This window comes from Lacinutrix sp. YIN62, from assembly GCF_057219185.1.
Genome location: NZ_JBXVVH010000001.1, coordinates 1 through 16,279 on the forward strand (window position 1 = coordinate 1; position 16,279 = coordinate 16,279).

Annotated in this window: 12 protein-coding genes; 2 read left to right on the top strand and 10 right to left on the bottom strand. The window is 30.0% G+C overall.

Features of this window, described 5'->3' with window-relative positions; genetic code table 11:
* The 9 genes from AC2D8I_RS00005 to AC2D8I_RS00045 form a co-directional block, all read right to left on the bottom strand.
* A partial coding sequence (locus AC2D8I_RS00005) for a GEVED domain-containing protein (protein WP_484703812.1) occupies positions 1-527 on the bottom strand: 527 nt, incomplete at its 3' end.
* Between the two features lie 652 nt (positions 528-1,179).
* Complete coding sequence (locus AC2D8I_RS00010; RefSeq protein WP_484703815.1) at positions 1,180-3,849, bottom strand: zinc-dependent metalloprotease; 2,670 nt, start codon at positions 3,847-3,849, stop codon at positions 1,180-1,182.
* Between the two features lie 676 nt (positions 3,850-4,525).
* On the bottom strand, positions 4,526-5,122 hold the full coding sequence (locus tag AC2D8I_RS00015) for a Crp/Fnr family transcriptional regulator (RefSeq protein ID WP_484703817.1): 597 nt from the start codon (positions 5,120-5,122) through the stop codon (positions 4,526-4,528).
* A gap of 600 nt (positions 5,123-5,722) precedes the next feature.
* Complete coding sequence (locus tag AC2D8I_RS00020; protein ID WP_484703820.1) at positions 5,723-6,370, bottom strand: Crp/Fnr family transcriptional regulator; 648 nt, start codon at positions 6,368-6,370, stop codon at positions 5,723-5,725.
* A 645-nt stretch (positions 6,371-7,015) separates the two neighbouring features.
* Entirely contained in the window at positions 7,016-7,609 is a 594-nt protein-coding gene (locus AC2D8I_RS00025) for a Crp/Fnr family transcriptional regulator (protein WP_484703823.1), read from the bottom strand.
* 824 nt (positions 7,610-8,433) lie between these two features.
* Positions 8,434-9,552 carry a DNA polymerase III subunit beta gene (gene dnaN, locus AC2D8I_RS00030; RefSeq protein WP_484703828.1) on the bottom strand — a complete coding sequence of 373 codons (1,119 nt, stop codon included), beginning with the start codon at positions 9,550-9,552 and terminating at the stop codon, positions 8,434-8,436.
* A 218-nt stretch (positions 9,553-9,770) separates the two neighbouring features.
* Positions 9,771-12,161, bottom strand: coding sequence for a gliding motility-associated ABC transporter substrate-binding protein GldG (gene gldG, locus AC2D8I_RS00035; RefSeq protein WP_484703833.1), 2,391 nt, complete (start codon positions 12,159-12,161; stop codon positions 9,771-9,773).
* 126 nt (positions 12,162-12,287) lie between these two features.
* Positions 12,288-12,584 carry a putative quinol monooxygenase gene (locus AC2D8I_RS00040; protein ID WP_484703835.1) on the bottom strand — a complete coding sequence of 99 codons (297 nt, stop codon included), beginning with the start codon at positions 12,582-12,584 and terminating at the stop codon, positions 12,288-12,290.
* 20 nt (positions 12,585-12,604) lie between these two features.
* Positions 12,605-13,450, bottom strand: a complete 846-nt coding sequence (locus tag AC2D8I_RS00045; protein ID WP_484703837.1) for an SAM hydrolase/SAM-dependent halogenase family protein — start codon at positions 13,448-13,450, stop codon at positions 12,605-12,607.
* A gap of 134 nt (positions 13,451-13,584) precedes the next feature.
* Between AC2D8I_RS00045 and AC2D8I_RS00050 the strand changes: the two genes are divergently transcribed.
* Entirely contained in the window at positions 13,585-14,538 is a 954-nt protein-coding gene (locus tag AC2D8I_RS00050; RefSeq protein WP_484703840.1) for a PhoH family protein, read from the top strand.
* Positions 14,539-14,572: 34 nt separating this feature from the next.
* The gene (locus AC2D8I_RS00055; RefSeq protein ID WP_484703842.1) at positions 14,573-15,523 is read left to right on the top strand and encodes a phosphoribosylaminoimidazolesuccinocarboxamide synthase; all 951 of its coding nucleotides are present in this window, start codon (positions 14,573-14,575) and stop codon (positions 15,521-15,523) included.
* 84 nt (positions 15,524-15,607) lie between these two features.
* Here the strand turns inward: AC2D8I_RS00055 and AC2D8I_RS00060 are convergent, their stop codons facing one another.
* Positions 15,608-16,261 (bottom strand): peroxiredoxin-like family protein, encoded by a 654-nt coding sequence (locus AC2D8I_RS00060; RefSeq protein WP_484703846.1) that lies wholly within the window; start codon positions 16,259-16,261, stop codon positions 15,608-15,610.
* Positions 16,262-16,279 lie beyond the last annotated feature (18 nt).

Below are 16,279 nucleotides of genomic sequence, written 5' to 3' on the forward strand. Positions count from 1 at the left end.
ATAATGTTAACGATATAATCTTCGGCTTCAAAAGCATTGACACATACATCGTTACTTTTTAACTTAGTAGTTAAACGCATTCGTTTAGGACCTACACTAACATTGTCTGGCACATTAATAGCACCTGTCATTTTAAAAGCATTTATAACATCTATATCTGTTAATTCTTGAGTTTCTCCAAGATCATCAAAATCAAAATCATTATTATAATCTATAGAAACGTAAAGCCCTGATATCGCAATAAGAGGCGTGTTAATAGTAACGTCTATGAAATATTTATTGTTTTTAACAAGGTTAATATCAGTAATATTACTATAGTCTGTCACTTGAGATAAATCTGCGTTTGAAGAATTGTTAATGAGTAAATTACTCATAAAGAAGTCTTCCTCATGATAAAGTTCTACAAGAGTTATTCCAGAAGTAAATTCATTTGGAGGAAAAAAAGTAGGCGAACAATATTGAGTGTTTTGAGCTATTGCTGTTGTAATCATGGATAAGCCCAGGATATAAAATAATTGTTTTTTCATTGTTTGTTTGTTTTTAAATTATTTAAATCATTAGGTTGAGTATTTAAATACTTTATCATGTTAAAATGTTAATAAAAACATAAAATTAGTGATGTTTTACACTTTTAATTTTTCTGGTAAATAAAAGGTGTAATATACTCTGAAACCTAAATGAAGAATTATAAAATTGACTAGTATTCTTTTATTAATTCTTACTGTAAAGATAGCCTGTTTATAATGAATATAGGAGGTGCAGGATGCTTGTATGACATTTGTCACATAAAGAATTATAAAGTTTTTAATGCTTTTAAATAGCTTTATACTAAGTAAAAAGATACTTTATGTTATTGTTTTTTTTAAATAACAACATATTTTTTTATTAACATATATTTAACACATTTTTTATTTTTTTTAACATTTTATTCGTGATCAATTTTTATTAAAATTTAGTAAATCATAGGTTATGAGGATATAAAGTTGAAAGAGCAACCTATGTGTTGGTCTTCTTAGGAAATTATTATGATTTCTAATAGGATTAAAACTGCTAGTAGTTGTAAGCGTTTTATAAAAAAGTAATACTATTAAAGTATATATTTTATTAAATAATAAAAGCGGTCTTTAAACAATAATGTTAAAGACCGCTTTAGGGTATAGGGAGACTATATTTTAGATACTAATTTTTTATAAATTTCTTGGTAATCGTTTTTACTCCATTATTGAATTGTATAATATATAATGCAGGTTTAAGATTACTAACATCAATTTTATTTGCGTTTCCTGTTATACCAGTGCTTATTTTTTGTCCAGTAATATTGTATAAGCTATACTCTATATTTTTTAAAGACGTGTTTACATATAAAGCGTTTTGAGCAGGATTAGGGGAGATCGTTAAATTATAATCTAAGGCATTGTTATTAGATGTATTTAATTTTTTTGCTACCGCTGGTTCTATAATGTTAACTCTATAATCTTCAGCTTCAAAAACATTATCACAAATACCTCCATTGTCTAATTTAACAGCTACACGCATTAATGTAGTACCTAAGTTTGCGTTTGCAGGAGGACTAATAGGAAGACCATAGAAAAGGGGGTTTTCGTTGGAAACTGATATTTCTTGAGTTTCTCCTGGGTCATCAAAATCAGAATCAGAATTATAATCTATAGAAACATAAACACCTGCGGTTTCTATAATTGGTCTATCTATATTTATAGTTATTAAGTTAAATGCGTTTCTAAGAAGCGTTCCCTCTATGGAGTTATATTCTGTGATTTGATATAGATCTGCATTTGTATTATTATTAATATTGGAAATTACTCCTGGAGATTCAAGAGTTACAGAAGTAATCCCAGAATAAGAAACATTTGGAGCAGGAAAAGAAGGGGTGCAATATTCTTCTGTAATTTCAAAATTGGTGTTAGAAACATCAAAAAAGATGTTTCCTACAGCCTCTACTTTAATTCTATTTTGAGTACCAATGTTAAAAGGAACTATAATTTGTTGTATGCCATCGTTCGGTGTGTTGCTAACCAAAGTAATGGGAAAGGTGTTACCGCCATCTGTAGAGAGGAGAATGTTTACATTAGCAACATTTATATTGTTTGCTGTTGTACCTGCAACATCCCAAGTTACATCTTGAGTTGAGCCAATAGGCCACATTGCATTAGTATTAGGGCTGTTAATAACAAAAGGTCCAGCAACAGCATTAACCGTCACTACCATATCGTCAGAATCAGTATTACCGCCACCTATATGGTTATCTCTTACTGTAAACCTAAAGTTCATAGTTCTAGCGACTGAAGGAACTACTTCCCAGGTATTTTGAGTACTACCTGTTAGTACTGTAGCCAAATTGGGCATATATCTATTGGCTGAATTGGAAGGAGCTATGCTTCTGAATGCTGGACCATTAGGTGAAAAACTTACAGGAGGCATTATTATAGCTGGTTGATTATCATTTTGCTCCCAAGTATAACTTAATACATCAGCAGCATCTGCATCCATACCTTCGCCTTTAAGAACAAAAGGCGTAGATTTTGGAATCACATAATCATTACCAGCATTTGCTACTGGAGCATTATTACCTGTAGGCATTAGAGTGGCACAAGCATTAGCACTAATATGTGCCCACATTTCGCGAATATTTATAGCATTAAAATAAGCATCACTATTATTTTGTACATTAGGAGGACAAATACCTGCATAACCCATAATAGTAGAGCCACTGCCTGGTTCTACAGAAGCAACACTCCTTTGGCAATCATTGTTTTGAGTGTGGTTTGCTCCAAATTGATGTCCTATTTCATGAGAAGCATAATCGATACTAAAAGGATCATTTAATGGATTTGAATGACTAGTCAAAGCTCTTGCTTTACCTGCGGCTGCGCAAACAGATGGTGTTTGAGCTAAGCCATTGTCTGCCCCTTGTGCAAAAATATGTCCAATATCGTAATTAGCATTGCCTATTTCAGCATCAATTACAATTTGATTCTCATTAATTAAGGTACGAACATTATTATTTGTTAGGTTATCTGTAAGAGGGTTTAAAAAAATAATGTCGTCATTATCTGCTACAAGTTCCATTCTAACACCCAAATCCACTTCATACACACCATTTATTCTTACCAATGCTGTATTCATAGCGCCTAGAACAGCATTTTTTTTTGCAGCATCTGTTGCATTTGCTGGAACCATTTGATTATTTAAATGATATTGCGCATACTCTCCAGTACAGGCTAATGCTAATCTGTAGGTTCTAAGCATAGCATCGTCGGCATTTCTTTGCAGACCATTATGAGCTTTATTTTCATTTAAGTTGCTTTCGACGTGACATTCGAAATTGTTATCCCTTATTAAGTCATTCTTAAGGTAGGCTGTGTAAGTTTCTCTATTTACAGAATAGGGGTCAATGTAACTCGTTTGTTTTCCTATTGCAGATATCATACTGTGAAACCCATCATTAGAAACACTAAAGCGAATAGTTGAACTGGGATTATTTACTTGAACACCTTTATACGATTTGATAGAAGGATATTTAGCAGATAATATAGGGCTCATTACTGGAGATTCGAAGATTCTAAAGGTTTCCATTTTTCCTTTACCAGAAGGGAATTGTATTAAAATACCAGCCGCTTTATTAGATACTCTGTAAAGCGATACTTGCTTTAGTTGTTGCTTTAGCTGGTCTATTTCTAACTTATATAAGTTTTTATCAGGCAAGTCCGCTTTGTTCTTTTTAATTAACTTGTTTGTTGTACGTGCTACCTTTTTCCACGGATTCGAATTCTGGGAACTTATGCTTGTAACCATAAATAACCCCATAATAAAAAATAATTGTTTTTTCATTGTTGATTAAGTTTTAATAATTAATAAAAATGAAATGAAGTATCTTTTAATTAATTGTTTTTTTGTGACACACTTAAAGTATGTTGTAACCAATGTAATTACATTATCTATCTCTATATCATGCATTAATTGAGAGATTTGGGGAGCAGTGATACTACAAGTTCAATAATGAGAATTATAAAATAGACTAGTATTTTTTTATAATCCTGAATTAAAGATACTGTGTTTACAATAAATAATTTGTGGTTTTTGAGGTTTGTCGTTTAGGTCACATTGTCATTTTTTAAAACATTTTAAAGGGGGTGTAAATTGTGTTTAAAGCGTGCAAAGCTTTGTTTAAGTATTGCATCTTGAAAGTTATCATTCAAGTTTGTTTTAGTGTATATTTAACTTTTATTTAACTTTTATTTAACTTTTATTTAACTTATTTTAACTTTTATTTAAGAATTTTGAAAAAGCTTGTTATTGTTTGAAACATTGATTTCACACTTATATTTTATAATAAGCATTCTTTTGCTGTATAGATTACATAAAAAAGCTCCTATGACTATTTTTTAATAGTTATAGGAGTTTTATAGTTTTAAACAAAGAATTATTTTAGAAGGATTATAAGTATGTTATCTCTTTGTTTTATTACGGAAACTTAAATGCATATGTTGTGTTCGTTACAAGACTATTATTGTGTTAATATTATTGCGTTTTTACTTCTAGTCACCATTTTTTTATGCTCTAATTTTTTTATAATTTCTGAGGCTGAAGATCTGGAAATATTTAGGTCAAAAATAATTTCCTTAAATGAAATGGCCAACCGTTTTGTATTATTCACAAAGCTTTTTGTTTTTAAATAATCGAATAATCTAGTTTCTTGAGAAGAAAAAGCTAAGCTATCATATATAGACAATAAAGAGTTAATATTTTCTTGATAAGAAGCTATCATAGCGCTCTTTAGGTTGAGGTAGTCCTTACCCCATTCTTTTATTTTATCATTATCGACAATCAATAGTTGTGTGTTTTCTAAAAATTTGATTGTAAAATTAATAGATTTAACTTTATTGTAGTCTGTTAAATTAATGACATAGCGTCCATTAGGGAGAAAATGATATAGAAGAATAGAGCCTTTGTTATTTTCTAAATAGAGTTTGGCTTTTCCGTTTATAATGAAAGCCGTTTTGGCATGATAATTTTTATAACATAGTGTATCTCCTTTTTTATAATTTTTTTTAATTGAATTGTTAATAATTTTCTGTGATAAATTTTTTTCAAAGTGTAACATAGGAGGATAAATAATAAGTTTTAGAAAAATGTTATTATGCAACCTATATAGGGATAAGGAAATAATATAATATGGATTTAAGACAAGAACTCTAAAATTAATCTTAGATAAAATAAATTAGTGCATTTAGAAGGTACTTTCTAGGAAACATTCAATACACAGCAATAAGAACAGGGTTCATTTTATAGTTTCAATTTGATATTGTGTTTGAAATGGATATATAGTTGTTTATATAGAAAAGGTGTATTTCACTTTATTATATATAATAAAGTTAATTCTAAAGCAAGAATATATTTAATAGATTTTAGTTAAAAGTATTTTATTAGGGATTTAATACCATTATTAAAGTTGTTTTGACTTATAGCGTTTTATAAGGGGTAAATATTAAAAATTTAAGGGTTAATACTGAGTGTTATGATTAATTACTAAATATAATATAAAGATATGCGTTTTAATTTATGGATAGAATAAGTTTATATAGTTTCTTTTTATTGCATTATTTGATGTGTTTATATCATTTGTTTTTTGCGAATCAATACTGTATCTATATAAAATCATTAGAATATTGTTTGATGTTTTTTTAGCTTTTAATACAGTGTTTTATAGAGTGTCGCTTTTTATTAAAATGATATAATTATCTTTTCGTTTAATAATAGCTTCCTTTTCTAATTTTTTTAATAATCTTGATACGGTTTCTCTTCTTAAATTTAAATCTTTGCTAATCTCCTTTAAAGCTATTTTTAAAACGCTTGTATTTAATATACTTGCTCTTTCTATTAAATAATTGTGTAAACGCGTATAGGATGATTCAGAGATATAATTAGATAGCGATTCTGATAATTTTATAGAATGATACTGAAGAGAACTAATAATATATTCTTTTAGTGCTTTAAAATCATTACTCCAGGTCATAATTAATTCGTTAGGTACTTTAATCAAGGTTGAGTTGTCCATAGAAATCATGGTATGTTCAATACCGTAATTGTTAATTAATGAAAACCCATTTATGATGCATACTTCAGAATTGGACAAATAATATAATAATATTTCTTTGTTTTTATCTTTTAGAAGAAACTTAAGATTGCCAGTTAGTAAGAAATAAGTTGTGTCGTTATAAATTTCATAAGGATAATAGAGTTGTTCTCCTTGTTTTAAATTAATAAAAAGCGCATGTTCTTTTAATAAGGAGATTAATTTTTCAGGCAAAGGAAGATTATATATTAAATTTTCTGTTTTTGTGTGTGACATAGGAGTTAAAATAGTGACTTAATGATGTTAATTTATTAGATGGGCTAGCTGTATCTATCTAGAATACAGCTGTGGCATTGTTTGTTTTAAGTCAAGTAAAAACAGAGCTAATCTTGAATAAATAACGTTCGTATTTATTCAATAAAATCAATTAAGATGGTGTTAGGGTAGGGAACCTCACTATTATTGAATCCATGATTTTTGAATTAATAATTAGAGATCTAAATTAGTTAGATTTTCAACATCTTTATTTTAATTCTATTTTTTTGTTTAACAAAAAAATAGAATTAAGATTATTTGATAAAGGTATTTGTTTAGGGATTTAATACGATTACTCTGCTTTTTTAACTTATTATGATTTACGAGTACTAATAAGTTTCATCTGTATTAAAATATTTAAGGGTTAATGTGTATATAATATATAAGTCGCCTAAAGAAATGATAACTTACTTTTTTTACTATAAATAGATGAAATATTTGTATGTGAATATAAGTGATTTATAATCATGTATTTAAAAATGATTTTATTTGAATTTAATAAACGGGATAAGATTAAAAGCCCCTATTTATATGTAATTTTATAAGAGGTATAATTAATAAAGTAAAATAAAAAAGAAGAAAAGAACTATAACCGTTTTTTCACTATTAGCTTAGTATTATGGCATTTTTATTTTTAACAATTAAATTTTTATGTTCTAATTTTTTTGTGATTTTAGAAACAACACATCTTGAAATATTTAAATCTAAGGCAATTTCTTTGCAAGTAATATTTAAACATTTTGAATTATTAATAGTACTTCGTGTTATTAAGTAATTATAGAGTCTAGTTTCTTGACAAGAAAAAGCTAAACTACTATATACAGACAACAAAGAATATATGTTTTTTTGGTGTGCAGAAATCATGGCGATCTTTAAGTTTAAAAACGTATTACCTAATTCTTTGATTTTATGATTATCTACAATTAATAATTCAGTCGCTTCTAAAAACAATATTTTCATTTTAAAAGAATACTTACCACTTAAATTCATTGTGTTAATGATGTTACATTGATTAGGAATAAAATGCTGTAATAAAATGCAGTTGTTTTTATCTTTTAAAAATAGTTTCGCTTTACCTTTTATAATAAAAGCTGTTTTTGAATATAGCTTTTCAAAAAAAATAGAATCTTGTGTATTATATCTTTTTTTTTCTGAATTTGTAATAATTATTTCTGATAGTTTTTTTTCAAAATGTAACATAGGAGTTTAAATAGTAAATTTGGGGTTAGTATTACTAAGTAAGTCAGCTGTATTTGAGTTAGGGGCACAAATTATAGGCAGCGGATTTAATATTTTAAAGCCATTAAGGCTAATTAATCTTGGATGCTTTTAAATGTTGTAAAACAAACTGATAAGTGCGTTCGTTTCTCATTTAAACCCTGAAAAAGAGAATGAGAAGAGAAAGCTATTATTGGAATTTCTTTAAATTCTAACGGATGTAACTGAGGGGTTAAAAGGTAGGGTTTTGGTTAAATAATAATAGATTTATGTATTCAGTACGTTTTATGAAGGTATTTATTTAGGGACTTAATACATTCACACAGTTTAGTAATTTATGTTGTGTGTTTATTTATATTCATTTATTTTTAGGAGTATTCATCTATTTAAATAATAAGGATAGATTAAAAATAAAATTATAATTACTTAAGTCTAAATAAATTCAGTGAATAGGGTGTTTTATTCAGTAAACAAAAAAAATAAAAAAGTATATGCCGTTTTAGTAAACCTTCTTGTTATGTATAGAGGTTAATTCATATCTAATTACAACGGTTTGGGGAGCGGGAGTTGTTATTTATAATGGATTAAATTATGAATAACGCTCTTTTAATTAAGACGAAGCGTGTGCTAGAACAGAGTAGTTAAATTAGAATATAGAGGTAATATGTGAGGTGTGTTTACCTAATTTAAATATTTAAGAATGATTGCTTATTATAAAGGGGACTAAAAAAATAAAACAGCCATAATACTATAGCATTATGGCTGTTTTGTTTATGATATCTCTATTTGTATAAGAGAAATGTATTTTATCCGTTAAGCATTACAGGCATCACAAGCATTGTAACATATTCACCTTCATCTAAACCATCAATTGGCGTTAGAATTCCTGCTCTGTTTGGCATGCTCATTTCTAATTGCACGTCGCTGGCATTTAAATTATTTAACATTTCTGTTAAAAAACGTGAATTAAAACCAATTTGCATATCATCTCCATGGTAATCACAAGTTAACCGTTCCTCAGCCTTGTTGCTATAATCAATATCTTCAGCAGAGATATTTAATTCAGAGCCGGCAATTTTTAAACGAATTTGATGCGTCGTTTTATTAGAAAAGATACTAACCCGCTTTACAGAGTTTAAAAACTGTGTACGATCTATACTTAGTTTATTTGGGTTTTCTTTTGGAATTACAGCCTCATAATTAGGATATTTTCCATCAATTAAGCGGCAGATAAGTATGGTGTTTTCAAAAGTGAATTTTGCATTAGAATCATTATACTCAATAGTAACCTCTTCATCACTGGCCGCTAAGATTCCTTTTAATAAGGTTAAAGGTTTTTTGGGCATTATAAATTCGGCAACCTGTGAAGCGCTAACATCTTCACGCGTATATTTTACTAGCTTATGTGCATCGGTTGCAACAAAAGTTAAATTGTCTGTAGAGAACTGAAAAAAGACACCGCTCATTACCGGCCTTAAATCATCATTACCAGCAGCAAAAATGGTTTTACTAATGGCTGTGGCCAATATATTCCCAGCTATAGTAGTTGCACTAGGGTCTTCTAAGGCAACGGCTTTAGGAAACTCATTTCCGTCTGCATAAGCTAAAGCATATTTACCATGGTTAGAGTTAATCTCTACGGTATTGTTGTCTTCAATAACAAAGGTTAAGGGTTGTTCTGGAAATGTTTTTAAGGTATCCAATAACAAACGCGCAGGAATCGCAACACTGCCAGTGCTGTCACTTTCTATGTCTAAAACAGAAGACATTGTTGTTTCTAAATCACTTGCAGATACGGTTAATTTTGAGTGGTCTATGTCAAATAGAAAATTATCTAAAATAGGTAAGGTATTCGAACTGTTTATAACACCTCCTAAAACTTGTAATTGTTTTAGTAAATAAGTACTTGATACTATAAATTTCATTTGGTTGTTTATGTAGTATTATTATTATCATAATGATAAAATCCTTATTTATATTTCAATAACGAATGAAATGTCTTTTTGGTGAATTTTACCTTCTATAACCTTACTGAAATTCTCTCGTAAAGTTATTTACACAAATATATTATTTAACTCTTTAATATTGAAACAAACTTATTAACAGTTTTTTTCTGTTATTTAGAACGTTTAAGAAGCCTTAATTATGCTTTTAGTGAGTATTTCTTTTTTCTTCTATAACTCAAAATAAAGCCGAAAACACTTAGAATTAAGAGTGGTAGGAGAATGTTAATCAATTGCCATTTTGTTTTTTCTTTAACTATTTTTTGTTGGTCTAGAAAAGCGATCGCAACTTCCTTGGTACGAATGTTTATAAGTCCATCGTCATTTAAAAGGTAGTTTACTGCATTTAATAAGAATTCCTTATTGCCAAAAGTTTGTAAAGTACCACGATCGAAACCTAATTCTTCGGGGCCATTTCTACCAACATCGTTCTTTATAACATCACCATCTGCAATGAGAATCATTTTGGTTTCGGTTCCTTTATCTTTATTATTTTCAATACTAAACGGTTTCACTCTATTGTTGTAAACAGAAGTAAATGCACCTTCCAATAAAACAGCTAGTGTTTGTGACCCTTTATTAAAGCTTTTAGGGTCCTTTTCTTGCCTTACAGATTCTAAACTTACAACTTTAGGCGTTCCTTCAAGTTTACTTAAAGGGGCACTTTGTAATAAAATCGTTTTTTTTATGCTGTTTTTTAAGGTATCTATAGGGTTAGCAAAATCAAATTTTAAAAACTCTAGGTTATTTACAATGGGGTGCTTATTAGGACTTTTTGCTAAAGGCGAATAAGTCCAAGGTAAATTTTGTACTCGAGACTCACTGCCTTCTCCTTGTGCAAGGGTAATGGGGGCAGAATATAAAGAACTAACTAATAGCGGGTTTATACGGGCGCCATATTTAAAAAAGAAATTCGTAAGATTTAAATCTCTGGTAGTGGCAACATTTTTACCTTCCGCGTTATAGAGGCTATCTTTCTCCATTGCCACTGCATCTATAAGCCAAATGCTTTTTCCTCCATTCATTGTGTACTGATCGAGTACAAATTTTTCTTCCTCAGAAAAAACCTCTGTCGGTTTTGCAGAAATAATTAGATCGAAGGTGTTTAACGATTTTAATGTTTTTTGCGGACTAGAAGCGACACTATCTAAAGTAAAAGGGGCTATAAAATAGTAGTCCTTAAGCGTTTTTATAAAATCAAAGATGTATTTATCCTGTAGTTGCCCATTACCTCTTAAAATGGCTATTTTTTTATGCTTAGGATTGACCAGTTTGTTAAACCCATCAGCAAAGGCATATTCTAAATGCTGTACCGAATTGCTAACCAAGTCTTCTTGGCTAGAACCAATTTTGGTTTTTGCCAATTGAATTTTTACAGTTTGATTATTAAAGCTAGCCAGTGCCCAAGGAAATATAACGGTTTGTGAGTTTTTTCCATTGTTTTGAACATTTAATTCCATTGGTGTTAATCCACGATCATTCAATTGTTGAATATTACGATTTCGTGTGGTCTCATCTTCAATAGGATTAATGAATTTAAATTTAATGTTGTTATTGTAAGCCGAAAATTCTTCTAGTAGTTGTTTCGTCTCTGTTTTGAGGCGTCTAAATTCTGAAGGGAAATCATTTCCTTCTAAAAAAACATCAATAATAATAGGAGAATCTACAGCTTTAATAACATTTAAAGCCGCTTCACTTAGTGTGTAACGTTGGTCTGAAGTTAAATCAAAACGTTTGTAAACAGAGGATCCAAAAATGTTTAGTAACAATAAACCTAAGGGAATGATAACAAAATGTAATCGTTTTGTGGGTTTTGACCCTGTGGTATTAATACGTTTTACAGTTAAAAAAATAAAGATTAGAGTTAGGCTTATAAAGTAAAGCATGTCTCTCGTGTCTATTACCCCAAGACTCATGCTTTTAAAATGGGAACGCATCCCTAATTGCTCTATAAATGAACTATTGCTTAAATCGGAAAGCCCTTCGAAACCGATGTAAAATAAAAAACATAAAAAAACAGCGCTAATAAACGCTACAATTTGATTATCAGATAGTGTCGATGAAAAAACACCAATAGCTGTATAGGCTCCAACAAGAAATAACAATCCAAAATAAGAACCTACTGTACTACCAAAATCTAAATTCCCAATAGGATTTCCTAATTGGGTTACTGTGTAAACATAAAGTAAAGTCGGTATTAGTGCTAAAATGATTAATACGAAAGCGCCAAAATACTTTCCTAATACAATATGTAAATGTGTAATGGGCTTTGTTAATAAAAGCTCTAAAGTCCCTTGCTTTTTTTCATCACTAAAGCTACGCATTGTAACTGCAGGAATTAAGAAAATAAGGATCCAAGGGCTTAAAAGAAAAAACGGAGATAGATCGGCAAAGCCGTAGTTTAGAATGTTAAACTCTCCTTTAAATAGCCATAAAAATAAGCCGTTCAATATTAAGAATATGGCAATCACCATGTAACCAATTGGTGAAGCAAAAAATGAGTTTATTTCTTTTTTAAGTAATGCAAACATTAAAAATGATATTGTTTATTTTTTATCAAATATATTAAACTGTATTTAGATATTAAATACCTTTAAATATAACAAAGTTTAATTCTATAAATAATACGTTTAATTAAGCGCAATTAGAGGAAATAATTAGTCTAAGCTAACTAACTTATCTACACTCCAAGCCTCAGGTTTAGCATTAAACATAGGCTTAGTTTGGGACCAAATGGTTTTAAATAAATCGGAATGTCTATAGTTTTCTAAATCCGCTTCAGTATCCCAGTAGCTATACGTGAAAAAGAGGTTAGTATTGTGTTTATCTCTGTATAACTCTAAGAACTTACAGCCCTCAAAAGCGCGAATATGTTCTTTTACAGTTTCAAAATTACTAAGAAAATCAGAAATGTTTTCTTTAGCGAAGCTCATTTTTACAATACGTACAAGCATAAAAAAGGTTGTGTTTGGGGTTAAATAGAGGCTTTATTAGTAAAATTTATAGTAACTGTATCTCTTAAGTTAAGGCCCATTAAGGTACTTGCACTTCCAACAGAACGGCAGTTGCTTTTATATATCGCTATTTCTAAATAATTCGAAGAATTGAAAACGACCAAACCTCTGCCTTCATCATTTCGTTTATCCTTGTGGATCTTAAAATTAACGATGTCACTATATTTAGAGTGTATTTTATTAAACTTATAATTTCTAGCCGATATTTGAAAAGTACGCCCTTTTTGTATACTTTCAAAAAAAGACTGTCTAATATTAGTAATTACATTGCCGTAATTATCTATATAAATAACACTACCAATAATTTGAGTTTTCTCCTCATTTACATAAGGAATCAAATTTTTAATAGGTTTTATTTTTTTTATTTTTTTCCCAATAACCCCCAAAGCACCGCCTCGCGCAATATGGCATGCCACCTTAACAAAAGCATCTAAAACAGGGAAACTGCTTTCAATTCTATCATGGATATTAATTTCAACAATTTGTTCTGGCGAAATTTCAGAGCAAATCATGCTCATAATACCATTGTTAGCACAAATAAAATAATGATCGTTTAATTGAATCGCAATATGTTTATTTTCTTTATGAATTTCGGAGTCTATTCCTATAATGTGAATTGTTCCTTTAGGGAAACTACTATAAGCATTTTGTATAATATATGCCGCTTCAGGAATATTGAATGGTGAGACCGAATGAGAGATATCAACAATTCTGGCATTGGGGAGTTCACTATAGATAGCACCTTTTACCGCACCAGCAAAGTGATCTTTCTCACCAAAGTCTGTTGTTAATGTAATAATAGCCATGAACTAATTGTTGATATTTTTTTGAATTAACAAACTTAAAATTGTGTAAGTTTGTTAATAGGTTGTTAGTACGCACATACAAACAGCAAAATTAATAAAACTTAAGAAATAAACTTAATTAAATCGTCTAGCTTTTGAATGAAATTGTAATTGAACTTGAAGAAATAAGTCCAAAAGAGTTTTTTGGAGCAGGAAATGAAAATATTGTACTACTAAAAAAGTATTTTCCTAAATTGAAAATTGTCGCTCGCGGCACAAAAATCAAAGCTTTTGGAGAAGCGGATTTGTTAGATGAGTTCGATAGGCGGTTAACCATGCTATTAAAACATTTTGCGAAATATAATAAGCTGGATGAGAATGTAATAGAACGTGTACTTACTAGTCATAGTAGTGATGATTATGCAACGTCGCAAAAAAGTGGTGATGTTATTGTTCATGGTGTGGGTGGAAAAATGATAAAACCACAAACAGCAAACCAACGTAAACTCGTAGAGCTTATGCGTAAGAACGATATGGTTTTTGCTATTGGCCCAGCAGGAACAGGAAAAACGTATACAGGAGTTGCACTAGCTGTACAAGCATTAAAAAATAAAGAAGTAAAGCGTATTATTTTAACACGTCCTGCAGTTGAAGCAGGGGAAAATCTTGGGTTTCTTCCAGGCGATTTAAAAGAAAAGTTAGATCCATATATGCAACCACTTTACGATGCGTTACGTGATATGATACCAGCAGAGAAGTTAGGGCAATACATAGAAAATGGAACCATTCAAATAGCGCCTTTAGCCTTTATGAGAGGCCGTACCTTGGATAATGCTTTTGTTATTTTAGATGAAGGTCAGAATACAACGCATAATCAAATGAAGATGTTTTTAACCCGAATGGGGAAAAGTGCAAAATTTTTATTAACAGGAGACCCAGGACAAATAGATTTACCTAGACGTACTATTTCAGGTTTAAAAGAAGCGCTTTTAGTATTGAAAGATGTTGAAGGTGTAGGGATGATTTTTCTAGATGACAAAGATGTTATTCGCCATAAATTAGTAAAGAAAATCATTGCAGCCTATAAGCAAATTGAAAATGTAGAATAACTTTAGAATATATTCAGAACTATTTAAAAAGATAATGAGTAATACAATAACAGATTCCAATTTTAACTTTCCAGGTCAAAAAAGTGTTTACAAAGGAAAAGTGAGAGCCGTATATAGCTTAGAAAATAACAGATTGGTAATGGTAGCGACAGATAGGTTAAGTGCTTTTGATGTAGTCATGCCCAAAGGAATTCCCTATAAAGGGCAAATATTAAACCAAATAGCAACAAAATTTATGGCAGAGACCGAAGATCTTGTTCCTAATTGGTTAACAGCAACTCCAGATCCTAATGTGGCTATAGGAGAACAGTGTGAGCCTTTTAAAGTAGAAATGGTTATTCGAGGCTATATGTCTGGACATGCTGCTCGCGAATATAAGGCTGGTAAACGTATGCTTTGTGGTGTTGTTATGCCAGAAGGGATGAAAGAAAATGATAAGTTTCCAGAACCAATCATTACACCAGCGACAAAAGCAGAAATGGGAGATCATGATGAAGATATTTCTAGAGCAGATATTCTGAAAAATGGCATTGTTACAGAAGCAGATTACTTAATTTTAGAAGACTATACTCGAAAACTCTTTCAAAGAGGAACAGAAATAGCCGCCTCTAGAGGGTTAATTCTGGTCGATACTAAGTATGAATTTGGAAAAACTAAAAATGGAAAAATTGTTTTAATAGATGAAATTCATACACCAGATTCTTCGCGTTATTTTTATGCCGATGGCTATCAAGAAAGACAAGAGAAAGGGGAGGCTCAAAAACAATTGTCTAAAGAATTTGTAAGGCAATGGTTAATCTCTAAAGGGTTTCAAGGTCTTGAAGGGCAAACAGTACCAGAAATGAGTGATGAATATATAGAAAGTGTAAGTAAACGCTATATAGAATTGTATGAGAATATTATGGGAGAGCCTTTTGTAAAAGCCGATGTGTCTAATATTCAGGAACGTATTAAAATAAATGTAGAAACTTTTTTGGCAGGCTAATAACCACTGCTGTTGTTGTGTTTTTAATAAGTAATAAAATAAATATTTAAAACGGAACACTAATTTAGTGTTCCGTTTTTTTAGTTAATGATTTTCTAATACTTTTATTATCTCGGAAGGTTCAGCGCGTTCTGTGTAGTGTTCGTTAACGAAATTATAAATAATCGTACTATTTTTATCTATTACATAAGTAGCAGCCAAAGGTAATTCGAAATCTTGATTACCATTGTGTTCGTCTACATGTATATTGAACTCATTTTTATATAGGTCTTGTAGTTTTTTTTGCATTTTAAAAACCAAACCAAAATCCTTGGCAATCTTATTGTTTACGTCACTTAACACTTCAAAAGATAATTTGTTTTTTTCACTGGTGGTTAAAGATGCATCTGGTAACTCTGGAGAAATAGCGATTAATACAGCATCGTTAGCTTCAATCTTAGCTATACTATTTTGTAATGCTTTGAGTTCCATATTGCAGTAAGGACACCAACCACCTCTATAAAAGGATAAAACAACGCGTTTGTGTTTTAAAATGTTCGACAGTGTTATTTTTTTATCCTTAGCATTAGATAAAGTAAAATCCTTAACAATATCACCAACTTTTAAAGCTTTTTTGACTATTCCAGATTGTATTAAATCATTAGTAGCATATTCCATAATATCTACTTTTTCTGCGTCTAATTTTTTTTTAGTAGCAGAAGCTCTTGTTTCTAATTGCTTTTTTAAAGTTATATTCAAAATTTTAAATGTATTATA

Excerpts from the sequence above, each read along its gene's own strand:
- gldG (WP_484703833.1), bottom strand. The coding sequence starts at position 12,161 with ATGTTTGCATTACTTAAAAAAGAAATAAACTCATTTTTTGCTTCACCA.
- dnaN (WP_484703828.1), bottom strand. The coding sequence starts at position 9,552 with ATGAAATTTATAGTATCAAGTACTTATTTACTAAAACAATTACAAGTT.
- AC2D8I_RS00055 (WP_484703842.1), top strand. The coding sequence starts at position 14,573 with ATGAGTAATACAATAACAGATTCCAATTTTAACTTTCCAGGTCAAAAA.
- AC2D8I_RS00020 (WP_484703820.1), bottom strand. The coding sequence starts at position 6,370 with ATGTCACACACAAAAACAGAAAATTTAATATATAATCTTCCTTTGCCT.
- AC2D8I_RS00010 (WP_484703815.1), bottom strand. The coding sequence starts at position 3,849 with ATGAAAAAACAATTATTTTTTATTATGGGGTTATTTATGGTTACAAGC.
- AC2D8I_RS00045 (WP_484703837.1), bottom strand. The coding sequence starts at position 13,450 with ATGGCTATTATTACATTAACAACAGACTTTGGTGAGAAAGATCACTTT.
- AC2D8I_RS00025 (WP_484703823.1), bottom strand. The coding sequence starts at position 7,609 with ATGTTACATTTTGAAAAAAAACTATCAGAAATAATTATTACAAATTCA.
- AC2D8I_RS00015 (WP_484703817.1), bottom strand. The coding sequence starts at position 5,122 with ATGTTACACTTTGAAAAAAATTTATCACAGAAAATTATTAACAATTCA.
- AC2D8I_RS00040 (WP_484703835.1), bottom strand. The coding sequence starts at position 12,584 with ATGCTTGTACGTATTGTAAAAATGAGCTTCGCTAAAGAAAACATTTCT.